The organism is Arthrobacter sp. Soil_C_49 (genome assembly GCF_057656635.1).
In genome coordinates this window covers 86,823-108,796 of sequence record NZ_JBDGJZ010000011.1, presented here as the reverse complement: position 1 = coordinate 108,796, position 21,974 = coordinate 86,823, and the positions used below count along the sequence as shown (strand labels likewise).

Here is a 21,974-nt window from a genome sequence, read left to right as displayed (position 1 = left end):
TCATTTATCCTGCCAAACCAAACCGGCCCCGCCAGGGGAAACTGGCCCGAGTAAGCCACACGCTTAACCGGGAATATCTTCCCGGGGGGAACCTGAGCCTTCCTCGGCAAGGTGCCTCTCGGCGTCGGCCACCTGCTGGAATACCGCCTCGGCACGCCGGCATACGGAGGCGGCGCCCACCGGGATGGGACCAACGGCGAGCCGAAGCATGGCAGCCGCCTCTGACGTAGTGGCCAGGGAATTACCGGCCTTGGATAACGCACGGTGCACGTTGGCGAGCCGGACCGGAATATCCAGTCCTTCGCTGGGCGAGCGCCGCTGCGCTTCCATGCACACAGCCCTGACCCGTTCCAACAGCGCGGCGAGTTCATTGGCGATCTCCACCAGTTCGCCATAGAGCTCGTCGTCCTCCACACCTTCCAGAACCTGGTGGAAGCGGTCCAGCCCACGGTGGAAGCGGTCGTGGGCGCGGCGCCACAACCCCTTCCCCAATTCCACGTCATCCTTGCGCCCCTGCCTGGCGGCGCTGAAAAAGCCCAACGAACCTAGAGGTACTGTCCGGGACCGTGGTCCGGGTCGTTCGGCTGGCCGGGGCGCCCCGGAGCGGCCGGACGGGGACCGGCGGGGGCGCGCTGCGGCTCACCGTTTTCCCCGATCACCACGCCGGGAGCGATCACCGTGCCGGGCGGCAGCTGGCGGAGCTGCATCTGGGCGGCCGCGTGCTCGCGGGCGGCGTGCTGCGCGGCGATGGCGGTCTGGATGCCATGGAACAGCCCCTCCAGCCAGCCCACCAGCTGGGCCTGGGCGATGCGCAGTTCAGCATCGGAAGGGGTGGCGTCATCGGAGAACGGCAGGCTGATCCTGCCGAGTTCCTCCACCAGTTCAGGCGCCAGCCCGTCTTCCAGCTCCTTGATGGAGCGCTCGTGGATTTCGGCCAGCCGTCCCCGCGCAGCATCGTCCAGCGGGGCAGACTTCACTTCCTCCAGGAGCTGCCTGATCATGGTGCCGATCCGCATCACCTTGGCCGGTTCATCCACCAGGTCCTGCAGGTTGCTGCCTTTGGGTTTGCCGCCGTCTGCCGTCACAGCCGGTGCCGGTGCCGGCTGGCTGTCATCGATGGTGGTGCCCTCTACGGGGAGGTCCTCAGCTGCCTGAGTGTCGTTCGGATCGCTCATGCGTTCATACTCTCACGAGCGATCCGCCCGAGGTCCACTCGATGAACCCCTCTGACGCGGTGTCCGCTACGGGCTCAATCAGCAGCACCGGCCCTGCGGATTCGAGTCCTGGCGGTCCGTCCGGTCCCGCCAGAACTCCCGCTCGCTCAGGGGCGGTGTGCCGTGGCCCGCGGCCCGGTGGTGCTCCAGGTATTTCGTGTAGGCATCGGCACCCAGGACACCTCCCAAGTAGCGGGCAAACCCGCGGAAGCCCTTGCCGACGGCTGCGAGTCCGGCGCTCATCAGTGGTGTCCTGCCCGCTCGAACCTCAGCTCGGCCGGGACCTTGTCCCACTCAGCCATCAGCTCCCGCTCGGCGGGCGTGGGGATCAGCCCTGCCGGCGCAAACACGCGGGACGGCTTGGCGGGGTCCTCGTTGTCCTTCACGGCTGTCCCGTGCGTGCGGCTGCGGAAGGCGTTAACCGTGGCCAGCACCGCCGTCGCGATCACAATGATGCTGAGCACCACAAAGATCACGGAGAGCCAGCCCTGGATGGCGGTGTTGCGCACCACGGCTTCCATCGCAACCACGGACTTCGCGGTGCCAAACTCGGTCTTCCCGTCAGCAAGCGCCTTGCTGAAGGCGGCATTGTTGGCGAAGTACCCCACTGCGGGGGTGGGCGAGAAGATCTTCTGGTAGCTGGCCGTGATGGTGACCACCGCCGCGAAGGCCAGCGGCAGCGCCACCATCCACAGGTACTTGAAGGTTCCGCGCTTGGCGACGATTGCCAGGCAAACGGACAGGGCAATCGCCGCGAGCAGCTGGTTGGCGATGCCGAACAGCGGGAACAGCGTGTTGATGCCGCCCAACGGGTCGGTGACACCCATCAACAGCACGGCGCCCCAGGCCGCCACCATGATGGCGGTGCACAGCCAGGCACCGGGCCGCCACGAGTGCTCCTTGAACTTGGGGGCGAAGTTTCCGATCGAGTCCTGCAGCATGAAGCGGGCAACGCGCGTGCCGGCGTCGACGGCAGTAAGGATAAACAGGGCCTCAAACATGATGGCGAAGTGGTACCAGAAGGCCATCATGGCCGTGCCGCCGATGAACTGCTGCATGATATGGGCAAGGCCCACGGCCAGGGTGGGGGCACCGCCGGTGCGGGAGACGATGCTCTCCTCACCCACGTTGCGTGCCGCCTCTGACAGCAGGTCCGGGCTGACGTTGACCCCGGCCAGGCCCAGGCCGTTGACCCAGGTGGCCGCAGTTTCCACGGTGCCGCCGGTCAGCGCGGCCGGGGAGTTCATAGCGAAGTAGAGGCCGCGGTCGATGGAGATGGCGGCCACGAGGGCCATGATGGCCACGAAGGATTCCATCAGCATGCCGCCGTAGCCGATGTAGCGGGTCTGCCGTTCCTTTTCCACCAGCTTGGGTGTGGTGCCCGAGGAGATCAGGGCGTGGAAGCCGGACAGTGCGCCGCAGGCGATGGTGACGAACAGGAAGGGGAACAGTGCGCCGGGGAAGACCGGACCGTTCTCCCTGCTGGCGAATTCGCTGAAGGCGGGTACCGAGATTTCCGGCCTGACCACAATGATGGCCAGCGCGAGCATCACGATCACGCCGATCTTCATAAATGTGGACAGGTAGTCCCGGGGCGCCAGGAGCAACCAGACCGGCAGGATCGCGGCGATGAAACCATAGATGATCAGTCCCCAGGCGATGGTTACCCTGTCCAGGGTGAAGATATCGGCACCCCAGGGGGTTTCGGCCACCATGCCGCCGCCGATGATGGCCGCCATCAGCAGGACAAAGCCGATCAGTGAGACTTCCATGACCTTGCCGGGCCGCAGGTAGCGGAGGTAGATGCCCATAAACAGGGCGATCGGGATGGTCATGCTCACGGAGAATACGCCCCAGGGGCTTTCGGCCAAGGCGTTGACCACCACCAGGGCGAGGATGGCCACGATGATAACCATGATGAGCAAGGTGGCGATGAGGGCCGCCGTGCCGCCGATGACGCCGAGTTCCTCGCGCGCCATCTGTCCCAGCGATCGCCCGCCGCGCCGCATCGAGAAGAACATCACCAGGTAGTCCTGCACGGCGCCCGCAAGGACGACGCCGATGATGATCCAGATAGTGCCGGGCAGATAGCCCATCTGCGCGGCCAGCACCGGGCCTACGAGTGGACCCGCGCCGGCGATGGCTGCGAAGTGGTGGCCGAACAGGACGTTCCGGTCGGTTCGCACGTAGTCCTTGCCGTCCGCCTTGTACTCAGCGGGGGTGGCGCGGCGGTCATCGGGCTTGGTGATGTAGCGCTCGATGACCTTGGAGTAAAAGCGGTAGCCGATGAGGTACGTACACACCGAAGCGAAGACGAACCAGATGGCATTGACGGTTTCGCCGCGGATGATCGCGAGCATGAACCAGGCCACACCGCCCAGCAAGGCAATCGCTGCCCAGAGGGCTATTTTTCCTGGCGTCCACTTCTTCTCTTCCGCTTCGCGGATGTTCTGGTCCACTGCCGACGGCGGGAGCGAGGTGTCAGTGGCGACAGCACCTTCCCCCGGGGCTGCGCTCCGTCGATGATCCGGTGTTCCGGCCATGTCTCCTCCTTGAGATTCGTCCTCATCTGCTGACAGGCACCCTACCAACGGGAAGCTTGGACCGGACCACGTTTTGCCGCCCTCGGGACCAGCATGCGCCGAACGGCGGGGACCCGGCGACGAGCGTCGGGCCGCGCCTGCCGTGAGGCGCTGCTGATACCTTGCACGGCTGCCCGGAGGGCAGCTCCTTACCCCACGGTAAGCCTGCCGGCGCCAATCAGAAAGACCCCACCGGATCCAACGGCCCTGTTCAGGTACGTGGCAGTCCGTCTCAGGTGCCCACGGTCCGTCTCAGGTGCCCAGCGCACGCCGTGATGCCGGCAGGCGGGCACGCGTGAAGAGCCAGGCCAGCAGCCCGCCAGCCAGGGGCACCGCAATAACAACTGCCAGCAGATGCAGCCAAGGCACCTCGACCGCGGTGCGCAGCTCGGTGGAACCTGCAACAAGCACCGCCGGCAGGGTCCCGGCCAGGCTGCCGAGCAGGGTCCCCAGCCCGCCGGTCAGCAATGCCTGTGACCCCGCGAGGCTTTTCCGGAGGCGGGGCGAGGCGCCGATACCAGCGAGCGTTACATGGTCGGCGCGGGCATCGGCCAAGGAAAGGCCGGTGGTGATGCCAGCGGCGCTGAACGTGATCAGCGCGCTGACGGCAACGATGGACCAGGTCATCCATGAGTCGCCCTGCGTGATGCCGGGTTCGGCCCAGAATCCGACCTCGGGCCGCTGGTACACGGCGGCGACTGCTCCGGCTGCGGCATCCCTCTCGGCGGCCGAGGGAAAGCTGGTGAGTTGGACCAGGAGTTCGGCCGGCTCGGGACGCAGGTCCAGGCGCCGGGCCGTCTCCGGCGCAATGACTCCGTAGTAAGGAAGGGCCTGGGCCGGTTCAACCACTACCGCGGGAAGCGTGCTGCTGGTCACCGTCTCATGCATGCGGGAAGGGTCCGCCGGGTCCTGGGGCCGGGTCCGCACATCCTGGCCCTCGAGCACCACCGTCCCGTCCCGGACGAAGACAGGGTTGGTCACCACCATGCCACCGTCGGCCAGCACAGCCAGTGCCTCAGGTACGGCCTCGGCGCCGAGAACGGCACTGACCTCTTCCGCGCCACCCACCAGGAGGGAACCCTGGGCGCCCGGCGACTGGGCCATCGATCCCCGGCACCGCCAGTCATCGGGGTCCGCCACCCTCCGCTCCGGTGTCATCGGACACTCATTGCCGGCCGGCGTGGCCAGCACGTACTGCAGGCAATTGGAGGTGGCAGTGCGTGCCGGCCCCGACAGATCCGTGCCATTCCCGAAAGCGCAGTTCCGGACGTAGCCCGGTGCACTGATGGTTCTGGTCCATGCCACCTTGCCGGTGGCACCGTCCACTGCGGAAGCGAGTTCAGCAGGATCAACGGTGACCGCCGGCTGGGTGCTGCCGTCCGGCAGGAGGGGTTGTTCCAGGGAGAGCGGCAGGAAGACCTGGTTTTCCAGGGCGGTCCACGAATGGTTCTCCCGCATCATGGCTTGCTGGCTGGCCGAAAGGACCAGTGCGGCGCTGGCCAGCGTGGCGGCGGCGAGGATGGCCGCCACAGCCGGCACGGTCCGGGTGCGGTTCCTGGCCGAGTCACGGGCAGCCATCCGCAAGGACAGCGGCATGGCGCCCGTCCGCACCGTCAACACGGTCACGAGGTATCCAGCCAGAAGCACCAGTGCCACGACGGCGAGCACGGCACCTCCAATCAGCAGCGAGGTGACCACTGGCAGTTGCCCGGCCTTCTGATCCGGATCTGCCGCCGACTCTCCCAGCAGCCGGCCGCCGGACAGCAGTGCGGCAGCCAGAAGCAGCAGCACGGCACCGGCCACGGTGGTCCGCTTCGCACTCCCGGCGGGGGCGCGGCCGGACTTAAGCCCTCCCATGGCGGCCTGCCGGGCAACCTGGTTGGCCGGGGCCATGGCTGCGAGCAGGCAGCACACCAGTCCCAGGACCATGGCCATCAGCGTGAGCAGGAGATCAGGGTGGACGCCGGCAAAGCGGGCCGAGCCCATGGAGCGGACCCAGTGAACCACTGCTGCCCCGGACCCGAGCCCCAGGGCTGCGCCGGACAGAACAGCGATGCTGCCAAGCCAGAGCCCCGCGCACGTCACCACGGAGCGGACGGTGGGGGCGTCGGCTCCGGATGCTGCCAGCAAAGCCAGTTCCCGGACCTGCCGTTTAGCGCCGACGGCGAACGCAGCGCCAGCCAGGAGGCCCACCTCCAGGAGCGCCAGGGCAGTGACCAGGCCGAACGTTGTGTACACCGCCACCCAGCCTGACGATGGCTGCGGCGGGGGGCCGCCCTCGACGGTGCGCTCGGCCACGGACGGCGGATTGAGCACCACGCTGCGGGAGAGCACACTGACGCCCTGGCGGTTTGCCGCGAGGATCTGGGGCCAGGTCACCGGTTCGGAGCCAACCAGGTAGTAGGACGTGGCGTCCGGGGACCGGGGTTCCTGCGTCAGGACCTCCGTCGGCACCTGCGCCTGCTGCAGGAAAATAACGGAGTTCCGGTCCGAAGCGTCCGCATCCCGGAGGGTTCCCACCGGCACGAAGGTGCCGGCCGACGTCGTAATTTCCTCACCGAATCCCAAGCCGAACCGCTCAAGAAGCCCCGGCGACACCAGCGCCTCGCCGGCGGCCTGCGGTGCCCTGCCCTCAAGCAGCGTGAATTTCCCGGCGAAGGCAGGATGCAACGCGTCCACCATACTGCCCTGCAGGGACACCAGCGCCGCCCCGACCCCCGTGGTCAGATTGAGCTGCCGGAGCGGCAGAACCTCATAGCCCGGCGGAAGCAGGTCCCGGGGATTGGCCGGCTTGAAGTCCGGATCGTAGACGCCGCTGCTGGACACCACCATGGCGTCGTTGAGCGGATCCTGGACGGAATCAGCGTTGGGAGCATGCAGGGTGCTGAACCGTGCCTGCGTTCCGCCCAGCTCGTACCTGACAATTTCTTCGGGCGTTCTTTGGCTGCTCTGGAACAACGTGGCGGCCCCGGTCATGCCGGCCACGGGAAGCATGATCAGCAGGATGATGAGCAGCGAGCGCCCTTTGTGCCTCCTGACGTCCCGGCGCGCCACACGCAGGGCAACACGGAAGCTGCTCCGGCGGCCATTAGGTGCCGGAGCGAGATCGAGCATCAGAACCCTGCCTGGGCCAGAAGCATCGCGGGATCGTGCATGGCCGCAGCCTGGTCCACGATCCGGCCGTCGCGCAGGAACACCACCCGGTCCGCCCAGGCCGCGTGCCGTGCCTCATGGGTCACCAGCATCACGGCGGCACCGGCATCGGCCCGGGCACGCAGCACTTCCATCACCCCCTGGCCTGTGGTGGAGTCAAGCGCCCCCGTAGGCTCATCGGCGAGGATCAGCCGCCGCTGTCCCACTACCGCCCGGGCGATGGCAACCCGCTGCTGCTGGCCGCCGGACATCTGGTCCATAAACCGGTCTGCCAGTTCCGGGATCCCCACCTGCCGGAGGGCGTCCAGCGCCTGCCGGCGGGCCTTCTTCCATCCTGTGCCGTCGAGTTCCAGCGGCAGCGCAACATTCTCGGCGGCAGTGAGGGTGGGCACCAGGTTGAAATCCTGGAAGACATAGCCCACGGCACGCCGCCGGAGCCGCGCCAGGTCGTTCAGCCCCAGTCCCGCCAAGGGCGTGGATTCCACAAAAACACCGCCCGACGTCGGGTGGTCCAGGCCACCGGCGAGCGCCAGCAGGGACGACTTTCCAGAGCCGGACGGCCCCATCACCGCAACGAACTCACCCGCTTCGATGGTGAGGTCCACATCGCGGAGGGCGGCGACCGCCGTCGAGCCTTCCCCGAACGTCCTGCTGACCTTCGCAAGTTCCAGGACCTGCTGCGGCCCCTGGACGCTCACCGGCGGCTGTCCGCGTTGAGCGGGGCGGCGTCTTCCGTGACCCCGTTGGACGTTTTGCGTGCCTGGCCCGGCCCGGCTGACTGCGCCTGCTGGACCATCCTGGCCTCACAGAGGTCCAGCCAGCGGACCTCCGCCTCGGTCTGGAAAATCAGCGAATCAAGGACCAGCAGCCAGGCAGTATCGCCGGCGCGCTGGTTCGCGGTGGTGTCCCGCCGCGCCTTCGTGTAGTCCTGCAGCGCCCGCATGGACGCGGCCCGCTGGGCCTGGATGATCGCCTGGACATCCACGCCCGGCAAGGTCACGGCGAGCGCCAGCTTGATGGCGAGCTCGTTCCGGGGCGGGTTGTTCCGCTCCACCGGCGCCGCGAACCAGTTGGTCACCTCCGCTTTGCCCGCTTCGGTGATGCTGTACACCACGTGGCCGTCGCCGTCGTCGCCTTCCTTGGTGACGAGGGCGTCGCGTTCCAGGCGGTCCAGCGTGGTGTACACCTGCCCGATGTTGAGGGGCCAGGTGGCTCCGGTGCGGTTTTCGAACTCGACCCGCAGCTGGTAGCCGTAGCGCGGCTGGTCCTGCAGCAGGGCGAGGAGGCTGTGGCGGATGGACATGGTGCTCCTTGCGCTTGGCGGCAGCGCGCACGGTCCCCCAATGGCCGTGCATACCGCGTATAGCACCCAGCGTAGGCGAGCCGTGGGGCGGATGGCAATACTCAGTATCTAGCTCCCGCTCCTGACGTGGACCTAGAGCAGCAGGAGGACCTTTCCTACGTGGTCGCCGCTGTCGAAGTAGCTGTGGGCAGCCTGGACCTGCTCCAGCGGGAAGGTCTTGGCCACCAGCGGGCGGATCCGGCCGTCAGTGATCATGGGCCAGACGGCGTCCCGGACGGCGTTCATGATGGCGCCCTTTTCCTGGACCGGCCTTGGCCGGAGCGCCGTGGCCACCACCGCCGCACGCTTCTTCAGCAGCTGCCCCAGGTCCAGCTCACCCTTGGCGCCGCCCTGCAGGCCGATCACCACCAGCCGCCCGTAGTCGGCGAGGGCGTCCACATTCTGGGAGAGGTACTTGGCCCCCACGACGTCGAGGATCACGTCCGCGCCGCGCCCGCCGTTCTGCTCCCGAAGGCTCGCAGGAAAGTCCTCCTCGGCGTAATTGATGGCGATGTCCGCGCCGAGGAAGGCCTTCGCCGTCCCCACCTTTTCGTCCGTTCCCGCCGTGGTGGCCACCTTCGCACCCAAAGCTTTGGCCAGCTGGATGGCCATGGTGCCGATCCCGCCGGTGGCACCGTGAATCAGGACCGTTTCGCCTGGTTGGAGCTGGGCGGTCATCACCAGGTTGGAGTACACCGTGGCGGCCACCTCCGGCAGGGACGCCGCCGTCACCAGATCCACACCCTCGGGAACCCGGAGGACCTGTTCGGCCGGCACAGCCACCTGCTGGGCGTAACCGCCGCCGGCCAGCAGAGCCACCACCTTGTCGCCAAGGGAAAAGGGTTTGCTCACGCCGGGGCCAAATCCGGCGATCCGGCCGGATACTTCGAGGCCGGGGATTTCCGAAGCGCCGGGCGGCGGCGGGTAGAAGCCCCGGCGCTGCTGCACGTCCGCCCGGTTCAGGCCGGCGGCGACGACGTCGATCAGCACCTCGCCCTGCCCGGGTACCGGAGCCTCCGTCTCGCGGACCTCCAGGACCTCCGGGCCGCCCGGCTCCGAAATGTAGACGGCTTTCATGGAACACTCCCGTTTCTGACTGAATACTCGCTGCAACCAGTGTGCACCGGACACCTTCTTCGCCTCGTTTTGTTGCAGGCAAGTGCCTATGAAACACTACTAGTCGAGGAAGGTTGTCCGAGCGGCCGAAGGAGCTAGTCTTGAAAACTAGTGTGCGGTAACCCCGTACCAAGAGTTCGAATCTCTTACCTTCCGCGATTGGGACCCCTGTCCGCCAGCATGCTGGCCGGCAGGGGTCCTTCGTTTTCCCCCTGCATGCGCTTAAGACCGCCGCGACCGGGCAGGAACTGCGGGATCCATTGAAACTGTCAGACCCCGCGCATAGCCTCTTGGTGTCCCACCCCGCACACCGACCGCACCAGGAGATTCCTATGCCCAGTCCCGTACCCACACCGGGCGCGCCCTGCTGGATTGACCTTATGACCAGCGACGTTGACGTTGCCAGGCGTTTTTATAGCAATCTGTTCGGCTGGGAGTACCAGACCGGGGACGAGGAAAAATACGGCGGCTACGTTACTGCCCGGAAGAACGGCAAATCCGTGGCAGGAATCATGCAGAAGGACCAGAGCCAGGAGGGGATGCCGGATGCCTGGTCCACGTACCTCAGAACCGACGACGCAGCGACCACAGCCAAGGCGGTTGCCCTGCATGGCGGCCAGGTCCACATGCCGCCCATGGACGTCCCCGAACAGGGCCACATGGCCATTTTTGGTGATGCGACCGGGGCAACCATCGGTGTGTGGCAGCCGCGGGAAATGCTCGGCTACGAGCTGGTGGGTGAGCCCGGAGCAGCCGCCTGGCACGAACTCCATGCGAAGGACTACGACGCCGCCGTCAGGTTCTACCAGGATGTGTTCGGCTGGGAAACCGAGGTCATGAGCGACACCCAGGAGTTCCGCTACACCACCATGGGCTCGGGCATGACCGCGCAAGCCGGCATCCTGGACGCATCAGGCTACCTGACGGGTGACATTCCCTCGCACTGGCAGGTGTACTTCGCTGTGGAGGACACCGATGCCACGGTGGAGCGCGCCCTGGCCATGGGCGGAACCCTGCTGGACGGACCGGCGGACAGCGACTTCGGCCGGATGGCGCAGCTGGCCGATCCCTCCGGAGCCATGTTCAAGGTTATTTCCAGCCGGTACCCGTCCGCAGGAGACCAGTAAGCCAACCACGCCCCGGAAGGGGAGGCCCGGCTGGCATCCGGAAACGGTTACCGGCAACATGCCTGCCGGAGCTTTCCTCAAAGCTACCGGCCGGTATCCTTTGTGTGATGGACGGCACATTCCGTACCGGCCACCAACCCAAGCACTGACAGCTTCCGCCGGGACCGGGCTACCGGGGCAACCGGACGGCGGGGCGGTGCGTTCCGCTGGGGGACGTTCCGCCGAATGTACGCGCTATCCACCCTGCGTTCATTCAACGCTGCTGTGATGTGCCGGATACCACTTGACCAGGAGCAGGATCCGGGCCCTTGTCCGTCGGTACAACCCGGACACCTTCCATCGGTTTCCCCACCGGGGACCCTTCTGAAAGTAAGAGCGGATGCATCAAACACGTTGGAAATTAGCGCTGGGCACAGTGCTGTCAGCGGGGCTCGCAGCAGCTCCCCTGGCAGCCTTGCCCGCAATTGCGGACTCTACAGCCGCGGAGGTCTCAGCCGCGGCAGGAACCTCGCCCGTTGTGATCAACGAGGCCTACCTCAGCGGCGGCAGCAGCGGTGCCGCCTACAAAAACAAATTCGTTGAGCTCTACAACTCGTCGGCTGAGCCAGTGTCCCTGGCCGGCTGGTCGCTGCAATACCGCTCCGCAACAGGCACCGCGGCTCCCACCGGCGTTGCGGCCCTTTCCGGCTCCATCCCGGCCAAGGGGCACTACCTGGTCCAGGGCTCAAGCAACGGGGCCAACGGCGCAGACCTTCCGGCACCGGACCTCGTGGCGGGAGGCCTGAACTTCAGCGGCACGGGCGGAACCATCGTCCTCGCAAAGCAGCCCACCGCCGTCGTGCTCGCCACCGGCTCCCAAGTGGAGCCTTCCGGCGTGGCCGACCTCCTGGGCTACGGCGCCTCCAACACCTTCGAAACGCAGGCGGCACCAGCCCCTGCCGGCAATACCGACGTCAAAAGCCTCAACCGGAGTGCCGGGGCAGACAGCAACAGCAACGCCGCGGACTTCAGCCTCAACGCGGCCATCACCCCAACGGGAACCGCCGGCACCACACCGGACCCGGATCCATCACCGGCCCCGGACCCGACGCCCACGCCGTCAGCCAGGAGCATCGCCGAAATCCAGGGCACGGGCACCGAAAGCCCGCTGGCCGGAACCACGGTGACCACCACGGGCAAGGTCACAGCTGTCTTCCCCACCGGCGGACTCAACGGCTACTACCTGCAGACCACGGGAACCGGCGGTGACCTGACAGCAACCAACCACGCCGCCTCGGACGGCATCTTCGTTTACTCCCCCGCCACCGTCGCCTCGGTGCAGGCGGGTGATTATGTCCAGGTAACCGGCACCGTTGCGGAGTACTACGGGATGACCCAGCTCAACGTCACCTCTGCGGCCGGGCTGGCTAAGCTGACGGAACCAGCCCCCGAGGTAAAGGCCACCGCCTTCACGCTGCCCGCCACCGAAGCCTTCCGTGAATCCCTCGAGGGGATGCTGTTGGCGCCGCAGGGCCCGCTGACCGTTACGGACAACTACAGCCTGAACCAGTACGGCGAGATCGGCCTGGCCGGCGGAACAACGCCCCTGGTCCAGCCCACCGCCGTCGCCCCTTACCGCTCCGCCGAATACGCCGCGGCAGTGGCGGACAACGCTGCCCGCGCCATCAAGCTCGACGACGGCTCCAGCACCAACTTCCTTAAAGACGCCGCCACCAAAGCCCTGGTGCTGCCCTACCTGACCTCCACGGATCCGGTCCGGGTGGGCTCATCCGCCACTTTCACCACCAACGTGGTGCTTGGCTACGCGAACAACGCCTGGAAGCTCCAGCCGCTCACGCACCTGACGGAAGCCAACAAAGCCACGGTCCAACCCGCCACCTTCGGGGCCACGCGGACGGAAGCTCCCGCACCTGTGGGCGGCCCCCTGAAAATCGCCTCCTTCAACGTGCTGAACTACTTCCCCACGACCGGCGATCAACTGACCGGCTGCACCTACTACGAAGACCGTGACGGCAACCCCATCACCGTCCGGGACGGCTGCAACGCCCGCGGGGCGGCCAACGCCGAGAACTTCAAGCGGCAGCAGGACAAGATCGTCGCGGCGATCACCAAGGCCGGCGCAGATGTTGTCACGCTGATGGAGATCGAAAACTCCGCGCAGTTCGGCAAGAACCGGGACGACGCCCTGGCCAAACTGGTGGATGCCCTGAACATCGCGACCCCGGGGATCTGGGATTACGTCCGGACGCCTGCCAACGCGCCGCCGCTGAGCGACGAGGACATGATCCGCACAGCCTTCATCTATAAAAAGGCAGTGGCCGAACCCGTCGGTGAGTCCATCATCCACAACGACACCGTGGCGTTCGCCAGTGCACGCAAGCCGCTGGCCCAGGTCTTCAAGCCAGTGGGCGGCGGCGCCGGGTCAGAGTTCATCGCCATCGCCAACCACTTCAAGTCCAAGGGATCGGCCGCTACCCCGGACGACACGGACAAGGGCCAGGGCGCATCAAACCTGGCGCGCACCGCCCAGTCGAAGTCCCTGCTTGAGTTCACCAAATTGCTGCAGCAGTCCAAGGGCACCGACAAAGTCTTCCTGATTGGCGACTTCAACTCCTATGCCAAGGAAGACCCCCTCAATGTCTTCACCGCCGAGGGGTACGTCAACCAGGACGAGAAGGCCCGCAACGCCGATGGCAGTGCCAAGCACTCCTACCTCTTCGGCGGGATGGTCGGCTCACTGGACCACATCCTCGCCTCCCCTGCGGCCAACGCCGTGGTGGCGGGCGCGGACATCTGGAACATCAACTCCGTGGAGTCCGTAGCCCTGGAGTACAGCCGCTACAACAACAACGTCACCAACTACTACGCCCCGGACCAGTACCGCGCCAGCGACCATGATCCGGTGATTGTGGGCCTGAACCTGCAGCCTGCGCCGGCCACTGTTGACCTGAACTTCCTGGGCATCAACGACTTCCACGGAAGGATCGACACCAACACGGTCCAGTTCGCCGGCACCATCGAGAAGCTGCGCGCAGCAGCTGCCCCGGGTGCCACCGCCTTCCTCTCCGCCGGCGACAACATCGGTGCATCCCTGTTCGCGTCCGCCGTCGCCAAGGACCAGCCCACCCTCGACGTGCTGAACGCCCTGGAACTTCAGGCTTCCGCGGTGGGCAACCACGAGTTCGACGGCGGCTGGGCGGACCTGCGGGACCGCGTCGTCGCCGGCGGCTCCAACGCGAAGTTCCCCTACCTGGGAGCCAACGTCTACCACAAGGGCACCACCGAACCGGTCCTGCCGGAGTACACCGTCCTGGACATGAACGGCACCAAGGTGGCCGTGATCGGCACCGTCACCCAGGAGGTGCCCTCCCTGGTGACCCCGGCCGGGGTCACCGACCTGGAGTTCGGCGACCCGGTGGAAGCAATCAACCGGGCCGCTGCGAAAATCACGGCAGGAAACCTTGCCGATGTCATCATCGTGGAGAACCACGACGGCGCCGGCTCGGGAACGGTGGAAGGCGCCACCTTGGAGGAGGAAGTGGCAGCCGGCGGTCCCTTCGCGAAGCTGGTCACCGAAACGTCCCCGGACGTTGACGCCATCTTCACCGGCCACACGCACAAGGAATACGCCTGGGACGCCCCCGTCCCGGGAGCGGCCGGCAAGACCCGCCCCATCGTCCAGACCGGCAACTACGGCGAGAACGTGGGGCAGATCCAGCTCACCGTGGACACCGCCACCAAGGAAGTCACTGCGTACAAGGCCGGCAACGTCAAGCGCACCACCGACCCGGCGGCGGACCTGATCGCAGCGTACCCGCGGGTGGCCGCCGTCGACGCCATCGTGAAGAAGGCGCTGGCGGATGCCGCCGTCGTGGGCAACCAGCCTGTCGGCTCCGTCACCGGGGACATCACCACGGCCTTCACCACGGACGCCACCGGTGCTGCCAAACGCGATGACCGCGGCAGCGAGTCAACCCTGGGCAACCTGGTGGCCGATTCCCTGCTGGCCTCACTGCAGCCGGCGGAACTCGGCGGGGCCGAAATCGGCGTGGTCAATCCCGGCGGGCTCCGGAACGAGCTGTACTACGCCCCGGACGGAACCATCACTTATGCCGAGGCCAACGCTGTGCTGCCGTTCGTAAACAACCTTTGGACCACGTCCCTGACGGGCGCGCAGTTCAAGACGCTGCTGGAACAGCAGTGGCAGACCAACCCGGATGGTACCGTTCCCAGCCGCGCCTACCTGCAGCTCGGCCTGTCAAAAAACGTCAACTACACCTACGACGCCGCCCGGCCGGCCGGGAACCGCATCACGTCCGTCCGGGTGAACGGGGACACGCTTGATCCGGCCAAGTCCTACCGGGTGGGTACGTTCAGCTTCCTGGCCACAGGGGGCGACAACTTCCGGGTCTTCACGGAGGGCGCCAATACCAGGGACTCGGGCCTGGTGGACCGGGATGCCTGGATCGGATACCTGCAGAAGAGCAGCCCGGTCCCGCCTGACTTCGCCCGCAGGTCAGTGGCCGTCACCGACACCACTGCGCCTGAAGTAAAGCCCGGGGAGCCGATCACCCTGGCGGTTTCCAAACTGGACCTGACGTCGCTGGGCAGCCCGGTCAACACGGCGCTGTCAGCTGTCTTCACCGATTCCGCCGGAGCCACAACCCAGCTCGGATCAGTGCCGGTCACCGCCGGCGCGGCCACCGTGAGCCTGTCGGTGCCGGCCGGCGCCGCAGCAGGGACCGGGTCCCTGGTCCTCACTGCGGTTGAATCCGGAACCGTGGTCACTGCTGATGTGACCGTGGCGGGCTCGCCGGTTGAACCGGTGTGCACCGCTCCCGTGCCGCCCACCAGGTGGTACGACGTCCTCGGTTGGATCCGCTACGGCATCGCCTGGCTGCAGTACCAGCACTGCCTGCGCGGCTAGCGCAGGAGTTATTAGAGAAGGTGCCCCTCCCGGCCGGCAAGGCCAGGGAGGGGCACCTTCTCTATTTGGAGTTTTTGTCCACATATGCCGACTTCCGGTGCTTGCAGCCCTGCATATCTGGACAAAAACTTCGGGTTTTAGGGGAGCACTACCGTCTCGGAGTAGGCGGACGAGTCCCCCTTGATGGCTTGGCTGCTGCGGCCGTCCACGCCCACCGGGATATCGCCGGCGATGGTGACGCGGTTCAGCGTGCGGGGCTGGCGGTCGTAGTTGTCCGGGGCGTAGTGCTGGGTGATGCGGTTATCAAACAGCACCAGCTGGTCCGGTTCCCAGTTCACCCGGACCACGTTTTCCGGGCGGGTGATGTAGGCCTGCAGGATGCGGAGGATGTCCTTCGATTCGGTGTTGGACAGCCCCACGATCCTCAGGCGCTGGGCGAAGCCGCCGATGAACAGCCCGCGCTCCCCCGTCAGCGGATGCACGCGCACCACCGGGTGGGCGGTTTCAAAGTGGATCCGGGTGAACTCCTTGCGCCGCTCCTCCGCGTTGGTGTGCTCCAGGTTCTTGGGGACGGAGTAGTCGTAGTCGTTGGTGTGGATGGCCCAGAGGGTGTCGGCGAAGTTCCGCAGCTCATCGGGCAGGTCCTGGTAGGCGCCGGCGGACGACGCGATCAGGGTTTCCCCGCCGTATGCCGGCAAGGTGATGCTGCGCAGGGTGGAGGCCTGGGGCGGGTTGACCACAAACGTGACATCGGTGTGCCAGTTGTTCGCGCTGCCGTTTTCGCTGTCTACGGGCAGGACGGCCGGCTTTCCGTCCACGGACGCCACGGTGGGGTGCGCCTTGGTGAGCGGGCCGAACCGGCTGGCGAACCGGACCTGGTCCTCGTCGGTGCCGATATTGGCCTCGCGGAACACCAGGGCCTTGTGTGTATTCAAGGCTTCGCGGATCCGGGCGATTGTGTCGTCACTGAGCTCGGCGCTGAGGTCCAGGCCGCGGATTTCGGCGCCGATGCGGGCGCCCAGTTTGGTGAATTCGAGTTTGGTTTCGGTGATGACGGTCATGGTGGTTCGTTGCCTTTCAGTGAGGTTGGTTCAGTTGATGGGGTTGGTGCTCAGTTGCCGGAGCCGACGGCGGTGCGCCAGCGGGAGAAGTGCCGCTCGAGTGCAACGAGCAGGACGTTCACCAGCAGCCCAAGCACGGAGACGGTAAGGATGCCGGCGTACATGTCCGGAATCAGGAAGCTCATCTGGGAATTGACGATCAGGTAGCCCAGGCCCGCTTTGGCACCGACCATCTCCGCGGCGATGAGCACCAGGATGGACGACGTTCCGGCCATCCTGATTCCGGTGAAGATCGTTGGCACGGCGGACGGCAGGATCACCTTCTGGAAGAGCCGGAAGCTGCCCAGCCCCAGGGACCTGGCGGCCCTGATCAGCAGCGGGTCAACCGTCCGGACACCGGCAATGGTGTTCAGCAGCACCGGGAAGAATGCAGCGTAGGCCACGATGGTGATTTTCGATTCCTCGCCGATGCCCAGCAGCAGGGTGAACACCGGCAGCAGGGCCAGCGTGGCGGTGTTGCGGAACAGCTCCAGGAGCGGGTTCAGGAACGAGTTCAGCCAGCCGTACCAGGCGATCAGGAGTCCCAGGACCACGGCGGACACCACCGCGATGGTGAAGCCGGATACCGAACGCGTCAGGCTTGCCTGGAGGTGGCTTTGCAGCTGCCCGGTTTCCAGCAGCCGGGCGCCGGCGGCCAGGACTTCGTGCAGCGGCGGAAGGAACACCCTGGTGGCCGGGGCAGCCAGGAACGTCGGGCCGAATTCCCACAAGGCAAGGAACAGCACCACGGCGAGGGACTTCCAGCCGGCCCGTGCGGCGAGGCTTGCCACGGCAGCTAACCCGGGTGCCGCCGTCGGACGTTGCTCTGTTGCGCGCGGTGATGGTCCGGCCGGGCGGGAAGGGTCGACGGCGGCGGCCGCCGTGTGTGGTGGGGTCAGCAGTGCGCTCATCAGGCAGCGTTCCTTTCAGCGGGCTCTTCGTCGGGGGCGGTGCCGTCCGGAAGGATCTTCCGGTGGCCGGAGTCCTGGGCCAGCCGGACCTCGTCGTGCAGGAGGGACCAGACCTGGTGGCGGTGTTCCACAAAGGCCGGGTGGGAGCGGATGTCCTCGTCGCCGTCCCGGTCCGGAATGTTGATGTCAACAATTTCCTTGAGCCGGCCCGGACGGGCACTGAGCACTGCCACGCGCTGACCAAGGTAGACGGCCTCGTCGATGCCATGCGTGATGAACACGATGGTCTTGCCCGTGGCTTTCCAGATCCGCAGGAGCTCGTCCTGGAGCTGTTCGCGGGTCTGGGCGTCCAGGGCCGCGAAGGGTTCGTCCATCAGGAGGATGTCCGGCTCATAGGCGAGGCTCCTGGCGATGGCCACGCGCTGCTTCATACCGCCGGACAATTCGTGCGGATACCGGTCCTCGAACCCGGCCAGGCCCACGAGGTCCAGGAATTCACTCGCCTTCGCGGCCCGCTCCTTCCTGGACAGCCCCGTGTTCTCGAGGCCGATGGAGACGTTGGCCGATGCCGTGCGCCAGGGGAACAGGGCGTACTGCTGGAAAACGACGGCCCGGTCCTGGCCGGGGCCTGTCACAGGCTTGCCGTCCACCAGGACGGTTCCGGAGGTGGGGCTGGAGAGCCCGGCGAGCAGGTCCAGCAGTGTTGTTTTGCCGGAACCGCTTGGTCCCACCAGGGTGAGGAATTCGCCGGCAGCAACGTCGAGGCTGAGGTCGGACAGTGCTGTCAGGACGGATGCTTCCGCCTGCCGCCAGCCGGGCTTGCCCTTTCCGCCGCCCTGGCCCTTGGCCTGGCGGACCGCGAACTCCTTGGTCACGTTTTGAAGGCTGATCTTGGGAGTCATCTTCTATCCTTTGGAAGTTGCTGCCGGCGCGGAGGTTTCCAGCAGGTTGAACTCGTTGGTGTAGAGCTTTGCGGTGTCCAGGGCGCCGTTGATGATCCCGGCGGACTTCAGGTAGTCCTCCCACCGGGTGAAGTCCTGGTCCTGTATCCGCCCGCCGGGTGAGGCCACACCCACGCTCTTCCAGTACTTCAATGCTTCGGTGCTCTCATTCCGGCCGCGCTTGGCGATGATCTCCTCGAACTTGGCGATCACCTGCTCGCGCGGGGTGGTGCGCTCCCATTCGATGGCCTTGGCCACGCCCGTCACTACGGTGCGGCTGGTTTCGGGGTTCTTCGCGATGAAGTCCTTGCGCAGGACATACTGGCCGGCGTCGAACGGTCCCCCAACGACCCCGACGTCGGTGAACAGGGCCCGGATACCGCCCTCGGCGAGCGCGCGGTCCTGGAGCACGCCGCCCAGGGTGCCAACGTCCACCTGTTTCTTGCGGAGCGCCACCTCGGTTTCGTTCGGCGGCACCACTACGAGTTGCACCTGCTTGATCTCCTCGGGCGTGAGCCCGCTGTTCTTCAGGTAGGTGGTGATGACCGCTTCGTGGTGGGCGCCGAGGGTGTTGACGGCGACTTTCTTGCCGATCAGGTCCCTGGGGGTTTTGATCGGGCTTCCTTCCTCCACGTAGTACCCGGTGAAGGTGTCCTTGTCCTCGCCGTAGTAGTTGATGACCGCCTGGACCGGGGCGCCGGCCTCGATCAGCTTGATGACCGCGCCGGTGAACGCTCCGCCGATGTCCGTCTGGTCGGTAGCGACGGACTGGATGCTTTGGGGACCGCTGGTGGTGTTGCTGACCCATTCGAGCTTGACGTCGCCCAGGTAGCCCAGGTCTTCAGCCACTTCCAGCAGCGCGACGCTGTTGGGCGAACCCTGGTAACGGACGGTTTTGGTTTCCGTGCCGCCACTGGTCCCGCCCTGCTGGGCCGTCGCCGGCCCGCCGCACCCTGACAACGCCAGCGTGAGTGCCGCGGCGGCAGCGATGGCTGCTGCCACGCCGGCGGCGGGGCGGTGCCGTTTGGGGAGGAGTCCGTTTTTCATGATGCTGTTCTTTCTGCTGTTTCGTTTGGGGCCGGTTCAGTTGGGTCCGGTGCGGTTGGGGATCCGGGCCGGGGTGGCCGTGGGGACAACTAGAACAGGAAAGATTCCGGGGCAGAAGAGGCGGGTTAACCGCAGGAAATCCGGGGAAATTGCAGGACGTGCAGCGTCACGGGACGTTCCATGTGGTTGCCTGCTGACACGTTGGGACACGCAACGCCGCATGCCGAAATACCGGTTAATGCCCGGTAAGGAAACCCGGCCACGCAGGGTCACATGCGGCCACGTGATGTCCCGCCACGACTTCAGGGCGCAACGAACACGGCGTGCGGGCGGCCGGATCCGCGGGGCTGGCGACCACCGGCGCAAGTCACAGCGGCCTGCAGCGGCTCACCGGCGTGCTGGGAAGTCACAATATTTCTGCCGCGAGCGCCACAGTGTTACAGATCCACGCCCTCACGCAGCCCTGAGTTTTTGTCCAGGTATGCAGACTTGGGAGGCCTCGAACCCTGCATACCTGGACAAAAACTCCAGGGTCAGGAGGTGAGGATTGCGCCCGCGATTTCGTCGGCGTCGCGCAGGGTCCGCTGGCCGCTGCGGTAATTCGGACCGCCCGGCTGGAAGGCCTCGGCGGCGATGGCGGTGCCCCACTGGACCGAGGAGAGCTGCAGTCCCAGCACGTACAGTCCCTCGGTCACGGAACCGTTGGCTGCGAGGGGCCGGTACGGGTGCGGCACAACATCCAGGCCGGTGGACTGCACGGGGGCGCCCTCCACGGTCATCATGAGCCTCGGCCGCACCAGCCCGTCCGCCAGCAGCTGTTCCAGGACCGGGGAATCGTTGGCGGAGACCCTGTTGCCGGGCGCCAGGGCTTCCACCATGGTCTTTGCGGTCACCGGGGCAGCGGCGACCCAGGGCGAAGCCGCCGTGAAGACGCGGTTTTTCCGGTCCACGGCGAACTTGGGGTCGGGTCCCACGAAGCTCACCACGCCTGCCTTGGCCAGCGCGGCAAGCTGCTCGGCGCGCAGGGCGGGCGGCCCGCTGGCCAGCCCTTCCACGAACGACTCGAACCAGCCACGCAATCCAGCCACCCAGGATTCGTCGGTGATGCCGCCGTCGGCCACTGCTGCCTTCAGGACGGCGCGTCCGTGGTGGAGGGCACCGATGGCCATCTTCACGGGGTCGTCCTCGCCGAGCGCGGACCGGCGGGCATCGTCCAGCAGGTAGTCCACGACGGCGGTGTCCAGTTCGGCGCGCGAAGCAAACGAGCGTCCGGCCAGGGGCCCGGCCAGACCGGGCAGGTCCAGTCGGTGCCGGGGGCCCACGTGGACGGCGAGCACGCTTTCCACGCTGTCCTCCCAGTTCGCTGCGCTGTGCGCGTGCGGATGGAGGGCTTCGTCCAGCGCGGCGAGGAAGGCCGCGGAGTCAGGTACGGCGTTCGGCTGCGAGCGCACCAGGGTTGAGTAGTACGCCCAAAGCGCATCGCGGTGCAGGAGCGGCCAGAAGTCGTGGTCGAATGCCGGGCGGATGCCGGCGGTGCGGAAGCGTTCCAGCGCCGCCTCCGTGAAGTACCGCAGGGTGACCGATTCCGGGTAATAGCCGTTCAGGGCCGCTTTGGCACGGTACGGCGTTCCGCGCCGGGAGGCGGCAATGATATGCGGTTCCTGGCCCGAGGGCTCGTAGCGGAGCCCCGTGCCATTGCTGAGGAATTTTCCGCCCCGCCCCTCGGTCAGCTGGACCATGATGTCGAAGAAGTTCAGGCCCATGCCCCTGACCAGCACGGGTTCGCCGGATGGAATCCGGGACCAGTCCACGTCCGCAGGCACCGCCGGCGGCAAGTACTGCAGGCCCAATTGCTCCGCCGCGGCCTGCAGCTCCCGCTGTTCGGGGTTAAGCCGGGACGGGATATGGCCCAGCGCCAGCACCACGGAGCCGGTGCGAAGCGTCGTTCCGGTGGCCAGGCCGACGTCGTACGTTCCGTCCCCCGAGGGGCGCACCGATAACGCGGCCGTTTCGTGGAAGTCGATGCTGACGCCGTCGGGCAGGTTGCTGGTCAGCTCCTCCACAACGCCGCGGAGGTAGCGGCCGTAGAGGGCGCGGCTGGGGAAATCGGTGGCTTCCAGGACGGCCAGCTCTGCGAGCTCTTCCTCGGTCAGGGACGGCGCGGGGTTGCGCCGCTGCCGGGCCCGCCACTGTTCGAAGGTGGTGCCGGCGATGGGCGGCGCCAGTTCAGGGTCCTCGGGGATCAGGGTGGGATAAAAGGACTGGGTGTTCATCAGGAACAGCCGGGACTGCTGCGGCTGCCACACGTGCCCGGGGCCCGCGGGATAGGGATCGACCACATCGATGTGGAGGCGCACCGGGCCGGACCCGGAAGCGTTCTGCGCCGCGCAACGGGCCAGCAGGCGTTCCAGGACGCTGGTGCCCCGCGGACCTGCCCCGATGATGGCGGTCCGGATGCTTTGCGTTATTTCCACGGCATCCAGCGTACGGGCTGGAAACAAAGTCTGCGCCGGG

Annotated in this window: 15 protein-coding genes and 1 tRNA gene; 3 read left to right on the top strand and 13 right to left on the bottom strand. The window is 66.6% G+C overall.

Features of this window, described 5'->3' with window-relative positions; translation table 11 throughout:
- Positions 1 to 63: 63 nt before the first annotated feature.
- The 8 genes from AC3A4Z_RS16865 to AC3A4Z_RS16830 form a co-directional block, all read right to left on the bottom strand.
- On the bottom strand, positions 64 to 540 hold the full coding sequence (locus AC3A4Z_RS16865; protein WP_498712802.1) for a hypothetical protein: 477 nt from the start codon (positions 538 to 540) through the stop codon (positions 64 to 66).
- A gap of 5 nt (positions 541 to 545) precedes the next feature.
- Positions 546 to 1,175, bottom strand: a complete 630-nt coding sequence (locus AC3A4Z_RS16860) for a bacterial proteasome activator family protein (RefSeq protein ID WP_498712801.1) — start codon at positions 1,173 to 1,175, stop codon at positions 546 to 548.
- Positions 1,176 to 1,253: 78 nt separating this feature from the next.
- The gene (locus AC3A4Z_RS16855; protein ID WP_498712800.1) at positions 1,254 to 1,457 is read right to left on the bottom strand and encodes a YbdD/YjiX family protein; all 204 of its coding nucleotides are present in this window, start codon (positions 1,455 to 1,457) and stop codon (positions 1,254 to 1,256) included.
- The gene (locus AC3A4Z_RS16850) at positions 1,457 to 3,757 is read right to left on the bottom strand and encodes a carbon starvation CstA family protein (protein ID WP_498712799.1); all 2,301 of its coding nucleotides are present in this window, start codon (positions 3,755 to 3,757) and stop codon (positions 1,457 to 1,459) included. The genes AC3A4Z_RS16855 and AC3A4Z_RS16850 overlap by 1 nt, the downstream gene beginning before the upstream one ends.
- A gap of 291 nt (positions 3,758 to 4,048) precedes the next feature.
- On the bottom strand, positions 4,049 to 6,910 hold the full coding sequence (locus AC3A4Z_RS16845) for an ABC transporter permease family protein (protein WP_498712798.1): 2,862 nt from the start codon (positions 6,908 to 6,910) through the stop codon (positions 4,049 to 4,051).
- Positions 6,910 to 7,647, bottom strand: coding sequence for an ABC transporter ATP-binding protein (locus AC3A4Z_RS16840; protein ID WP_498712797.1), 738 nt, complete (start codon positions 7,645 to 7,647; stop codon positions 6,910 to 6,912). Before AC3A4Z_RS16840 ends, AC3A4Z_RS16845 begins: the two co-directional genes overlap by 1 nt.
- Positions 7,644 to 8,252 carry a PadR family transcriptional regulator gene (locus tag AC3A4Z_RS16835; RefSeq protein ID WP_498712796.1) on the bottom strand — a complete coding sequence of 203 codons (609 nt, stop codon included), beginning with the start codon at positions 8,250 to 8,252 and terminating at the stop codon, positions 7,644 to 7,646. Before AC3A4Z_RS16835 ends, AC3A4Z_RS16840 begins: the two co-directional genes overlap by 4 nt.
- A gap of 132 nt (positions 8,253 to 8,384) precedes the next feature.
- Positions 8,385 to 9,368, bottom strand: coding sequence for an NAD(P)H-quinone oxidoreductase (locus AC3A4Z_RS16830; RefSeq protein WP_498712795.1), 984 nt, complete (start codon positions 9,366 to 9,368; stop codon positions 8,385 to 8,387).
- A 107-nt stretch (positions 9,369 to 9,475) separates the two neighbouring features.
- Here AC3A4Z_RS16830 and AC3A4Z_RS16825 point away from each other — a divergent pair.
- The 3 genes from AC3A4Z_RS16825 (at position 9,476) to AC3A4Z_RS16815 (ending at position 15,461) form a co-directional block, all read left to right on the top strand.
- Positions 9,476 to 9,563 (top strand) — tRNA-Ser (locus AC3A4Z_RS16825).
- 176 nt (positions 9,564 to 9,739) lie between these two features.
- A complete protein-coding gene (locus tag AC3A4Z_RS16820; RefSeq protein WP_498712794.1) occupies positions 9,740 to 10,534 on the top strand; it encodes a VOC family protein in 795 nt (264 codons plus the stop codon).
- 379 nt (positions 10,535 to 10,913) lie between these two features.
- Positions 10,914 to 15,461: an ExeM/NucH family extracellular endonuclease gene (locus AC3A4Z_RS16815; protein WP_498712793.1), complete on the top strand. Its 4,548-nt coding sequence runs from the start codon at positions 10,914 to 10,916 to the stop codon at positions 15,459 to 15,461.
- Between the two features lie 137 nt (positions 15,462 to 15,598).
- On the opposite strand, the gene AC3A4Z_RS16810 is transcribed toward AC3A4Z_RS16815, so the two are convergent.
- From AC3A4Z_RS16810 to AC3A4Z_RS16790, 5 genes are all read right to left on the bottom strand, one after another.
- On the bottom strand, positions 15,599 to 16,522 hold the full coding sequence (locus AC3A4Z_RS16810; protein WP_498712792.1) for a TauD/TfdA dioxygenase family protein: 924 nt from the start codon (positions 16,520 to 16,522) through the stop codon (positions 15,599 to 15,601).
- A gap of 50 nt (positions 16,523 to 16,572) precedes the next feature.
- Entirely contained in the window at positions 16,573 to 17,472 is a 900-nt protein-coding gene (locus AC3A4Z_RS16805) for an ABC transporter permease (protein ID WP_498712791.1), read from the bottom strand.
- Entirely contained in the window at positions 17,472 to 18,374 is a 903-nt protein-coding gene (locus AC3A4Z_RS16800) for an ABC transporter ATP-binding protein (protein ID WP_498712790.1), read from the bottom strand. Before AC3A4Z_RS16800 ends, AC3A4Z_RS16805 begins: the two co-directional genes overlap by 1 nt.
- Before the next feature lie 3 nt (positions 18,375 to 18,377).
- Positions 18,378 to 19,460 (bottom strand): ABC transporter substrate-binding protein, encoded by a 1,083-nt coding sequence (locus AC3A4Z_RS16795; RefSeq protein ID WP_498712789.1) that lies wholly within the window; start codon positions 19,458 to 19,460, stop codon positions 18,378 to 18,380.
- Positions 19,461 to 19,993: 533 nt separating this feature from the next.
- Positions 19,994 to 21,934, bottom strand: coding sequence for an FAD/NAD(P)-binding protein (locus AC3A4Z_RS16790; protein WP_498712788.1), 1,941 nt, complete (start codon positions 21,932 to 21,934; stop codon positions 19,994 to 19,996).
- Positions 21,935 to 21,974 lie beyond the last annotated feature (40 nt).

Coding starts and splice junctions, on each gene's coding strand:
- AC3A4Z_RS16860 (WP_498712801.1), bottom strand. CDS start 1,175: ATGAGCGATCCGAACGACACTCAGGCAGCTGAGGACCTCCCCGTAGAG.
- AC3A4Z_RS16855 (WP_498712800.1), bottom strand. CDS start 1,457: ATGAGCGCCGGACTCGCAGCCGTCGGCAAGGGCTTCCGCGGGTTTGCC.
- AC3A4Z_RS16850 (WP_498712799.1), bottom strand. CDS start 3,757: ATGGCCGGAACACCGGATCATCGACGGAGCGCAGCCCCGGGGGAAGGT.
- AC3A4Z_RS16845 (WP_498712798.1), bottom strand. CDS start 6,910: ATGCTCGATCTCGCTCCGGCACCTAATGGCCGCCGGAGCAGCTTCCGT.
- AC3A4Z_RS16835 (WP_498712796.1), bottom strand. CDS start 8,252: ATGTCCATCCGCCACAGCCTCCTCGCCCTGCTGCAGGACCAGCCGCGC.
- AC3A4Z_RS16830 (WP_498712795.1), bottom strand. CDS start 9,368: ATGAAAGCCGTCTACATTTCGGAGCCGGGCGGCCCGGAGGTCCTGGAG.
- AC3A4Z_RS16820 (WP_498712794.1), top strand. CDS start 9,740: ATGCCCAGTCCCGTACCCACACCGGGCGCGCCCTGCTGGATTGACCTT.
- AC3A4Z_RS16815 (WP_498712793.1), top strand. CDS start 10,914: ATGCATCAAACACGTTGGAAATTAGCGCTGGGCACAGTGCTGTCAGCG.
- AC3A4Z_RS16810 (WP_498712792.1), bottom strand. CDS start 16,522: ATGACCGTCATCACCGAAACCAAACTCGAATTCACCAAACTGGGCGCC.
- AC3A4Z_RS16805 (WP_498712791.1), bottom strand. CDS start 17,472: ATGAGCGCACTGCTGACCCCACCACACACGGCGGCCGCCGCCGTCGAC.
- AC3A4Z_RS16800 (WP_498712790.1), bottom strand. CDS start 18,374: ATGACTCCCAAGATCAGCCTTCAAAACGTGACCAAGGAGTTCGCGGTC.
- AC3A4Z_RS16795 (WP_498712789.1), bottom strand. CDS start 19,460: ATGAAAAACGGACTCCTCCCCAAACGGCACCGCCCCGCCGCCGGCGTG.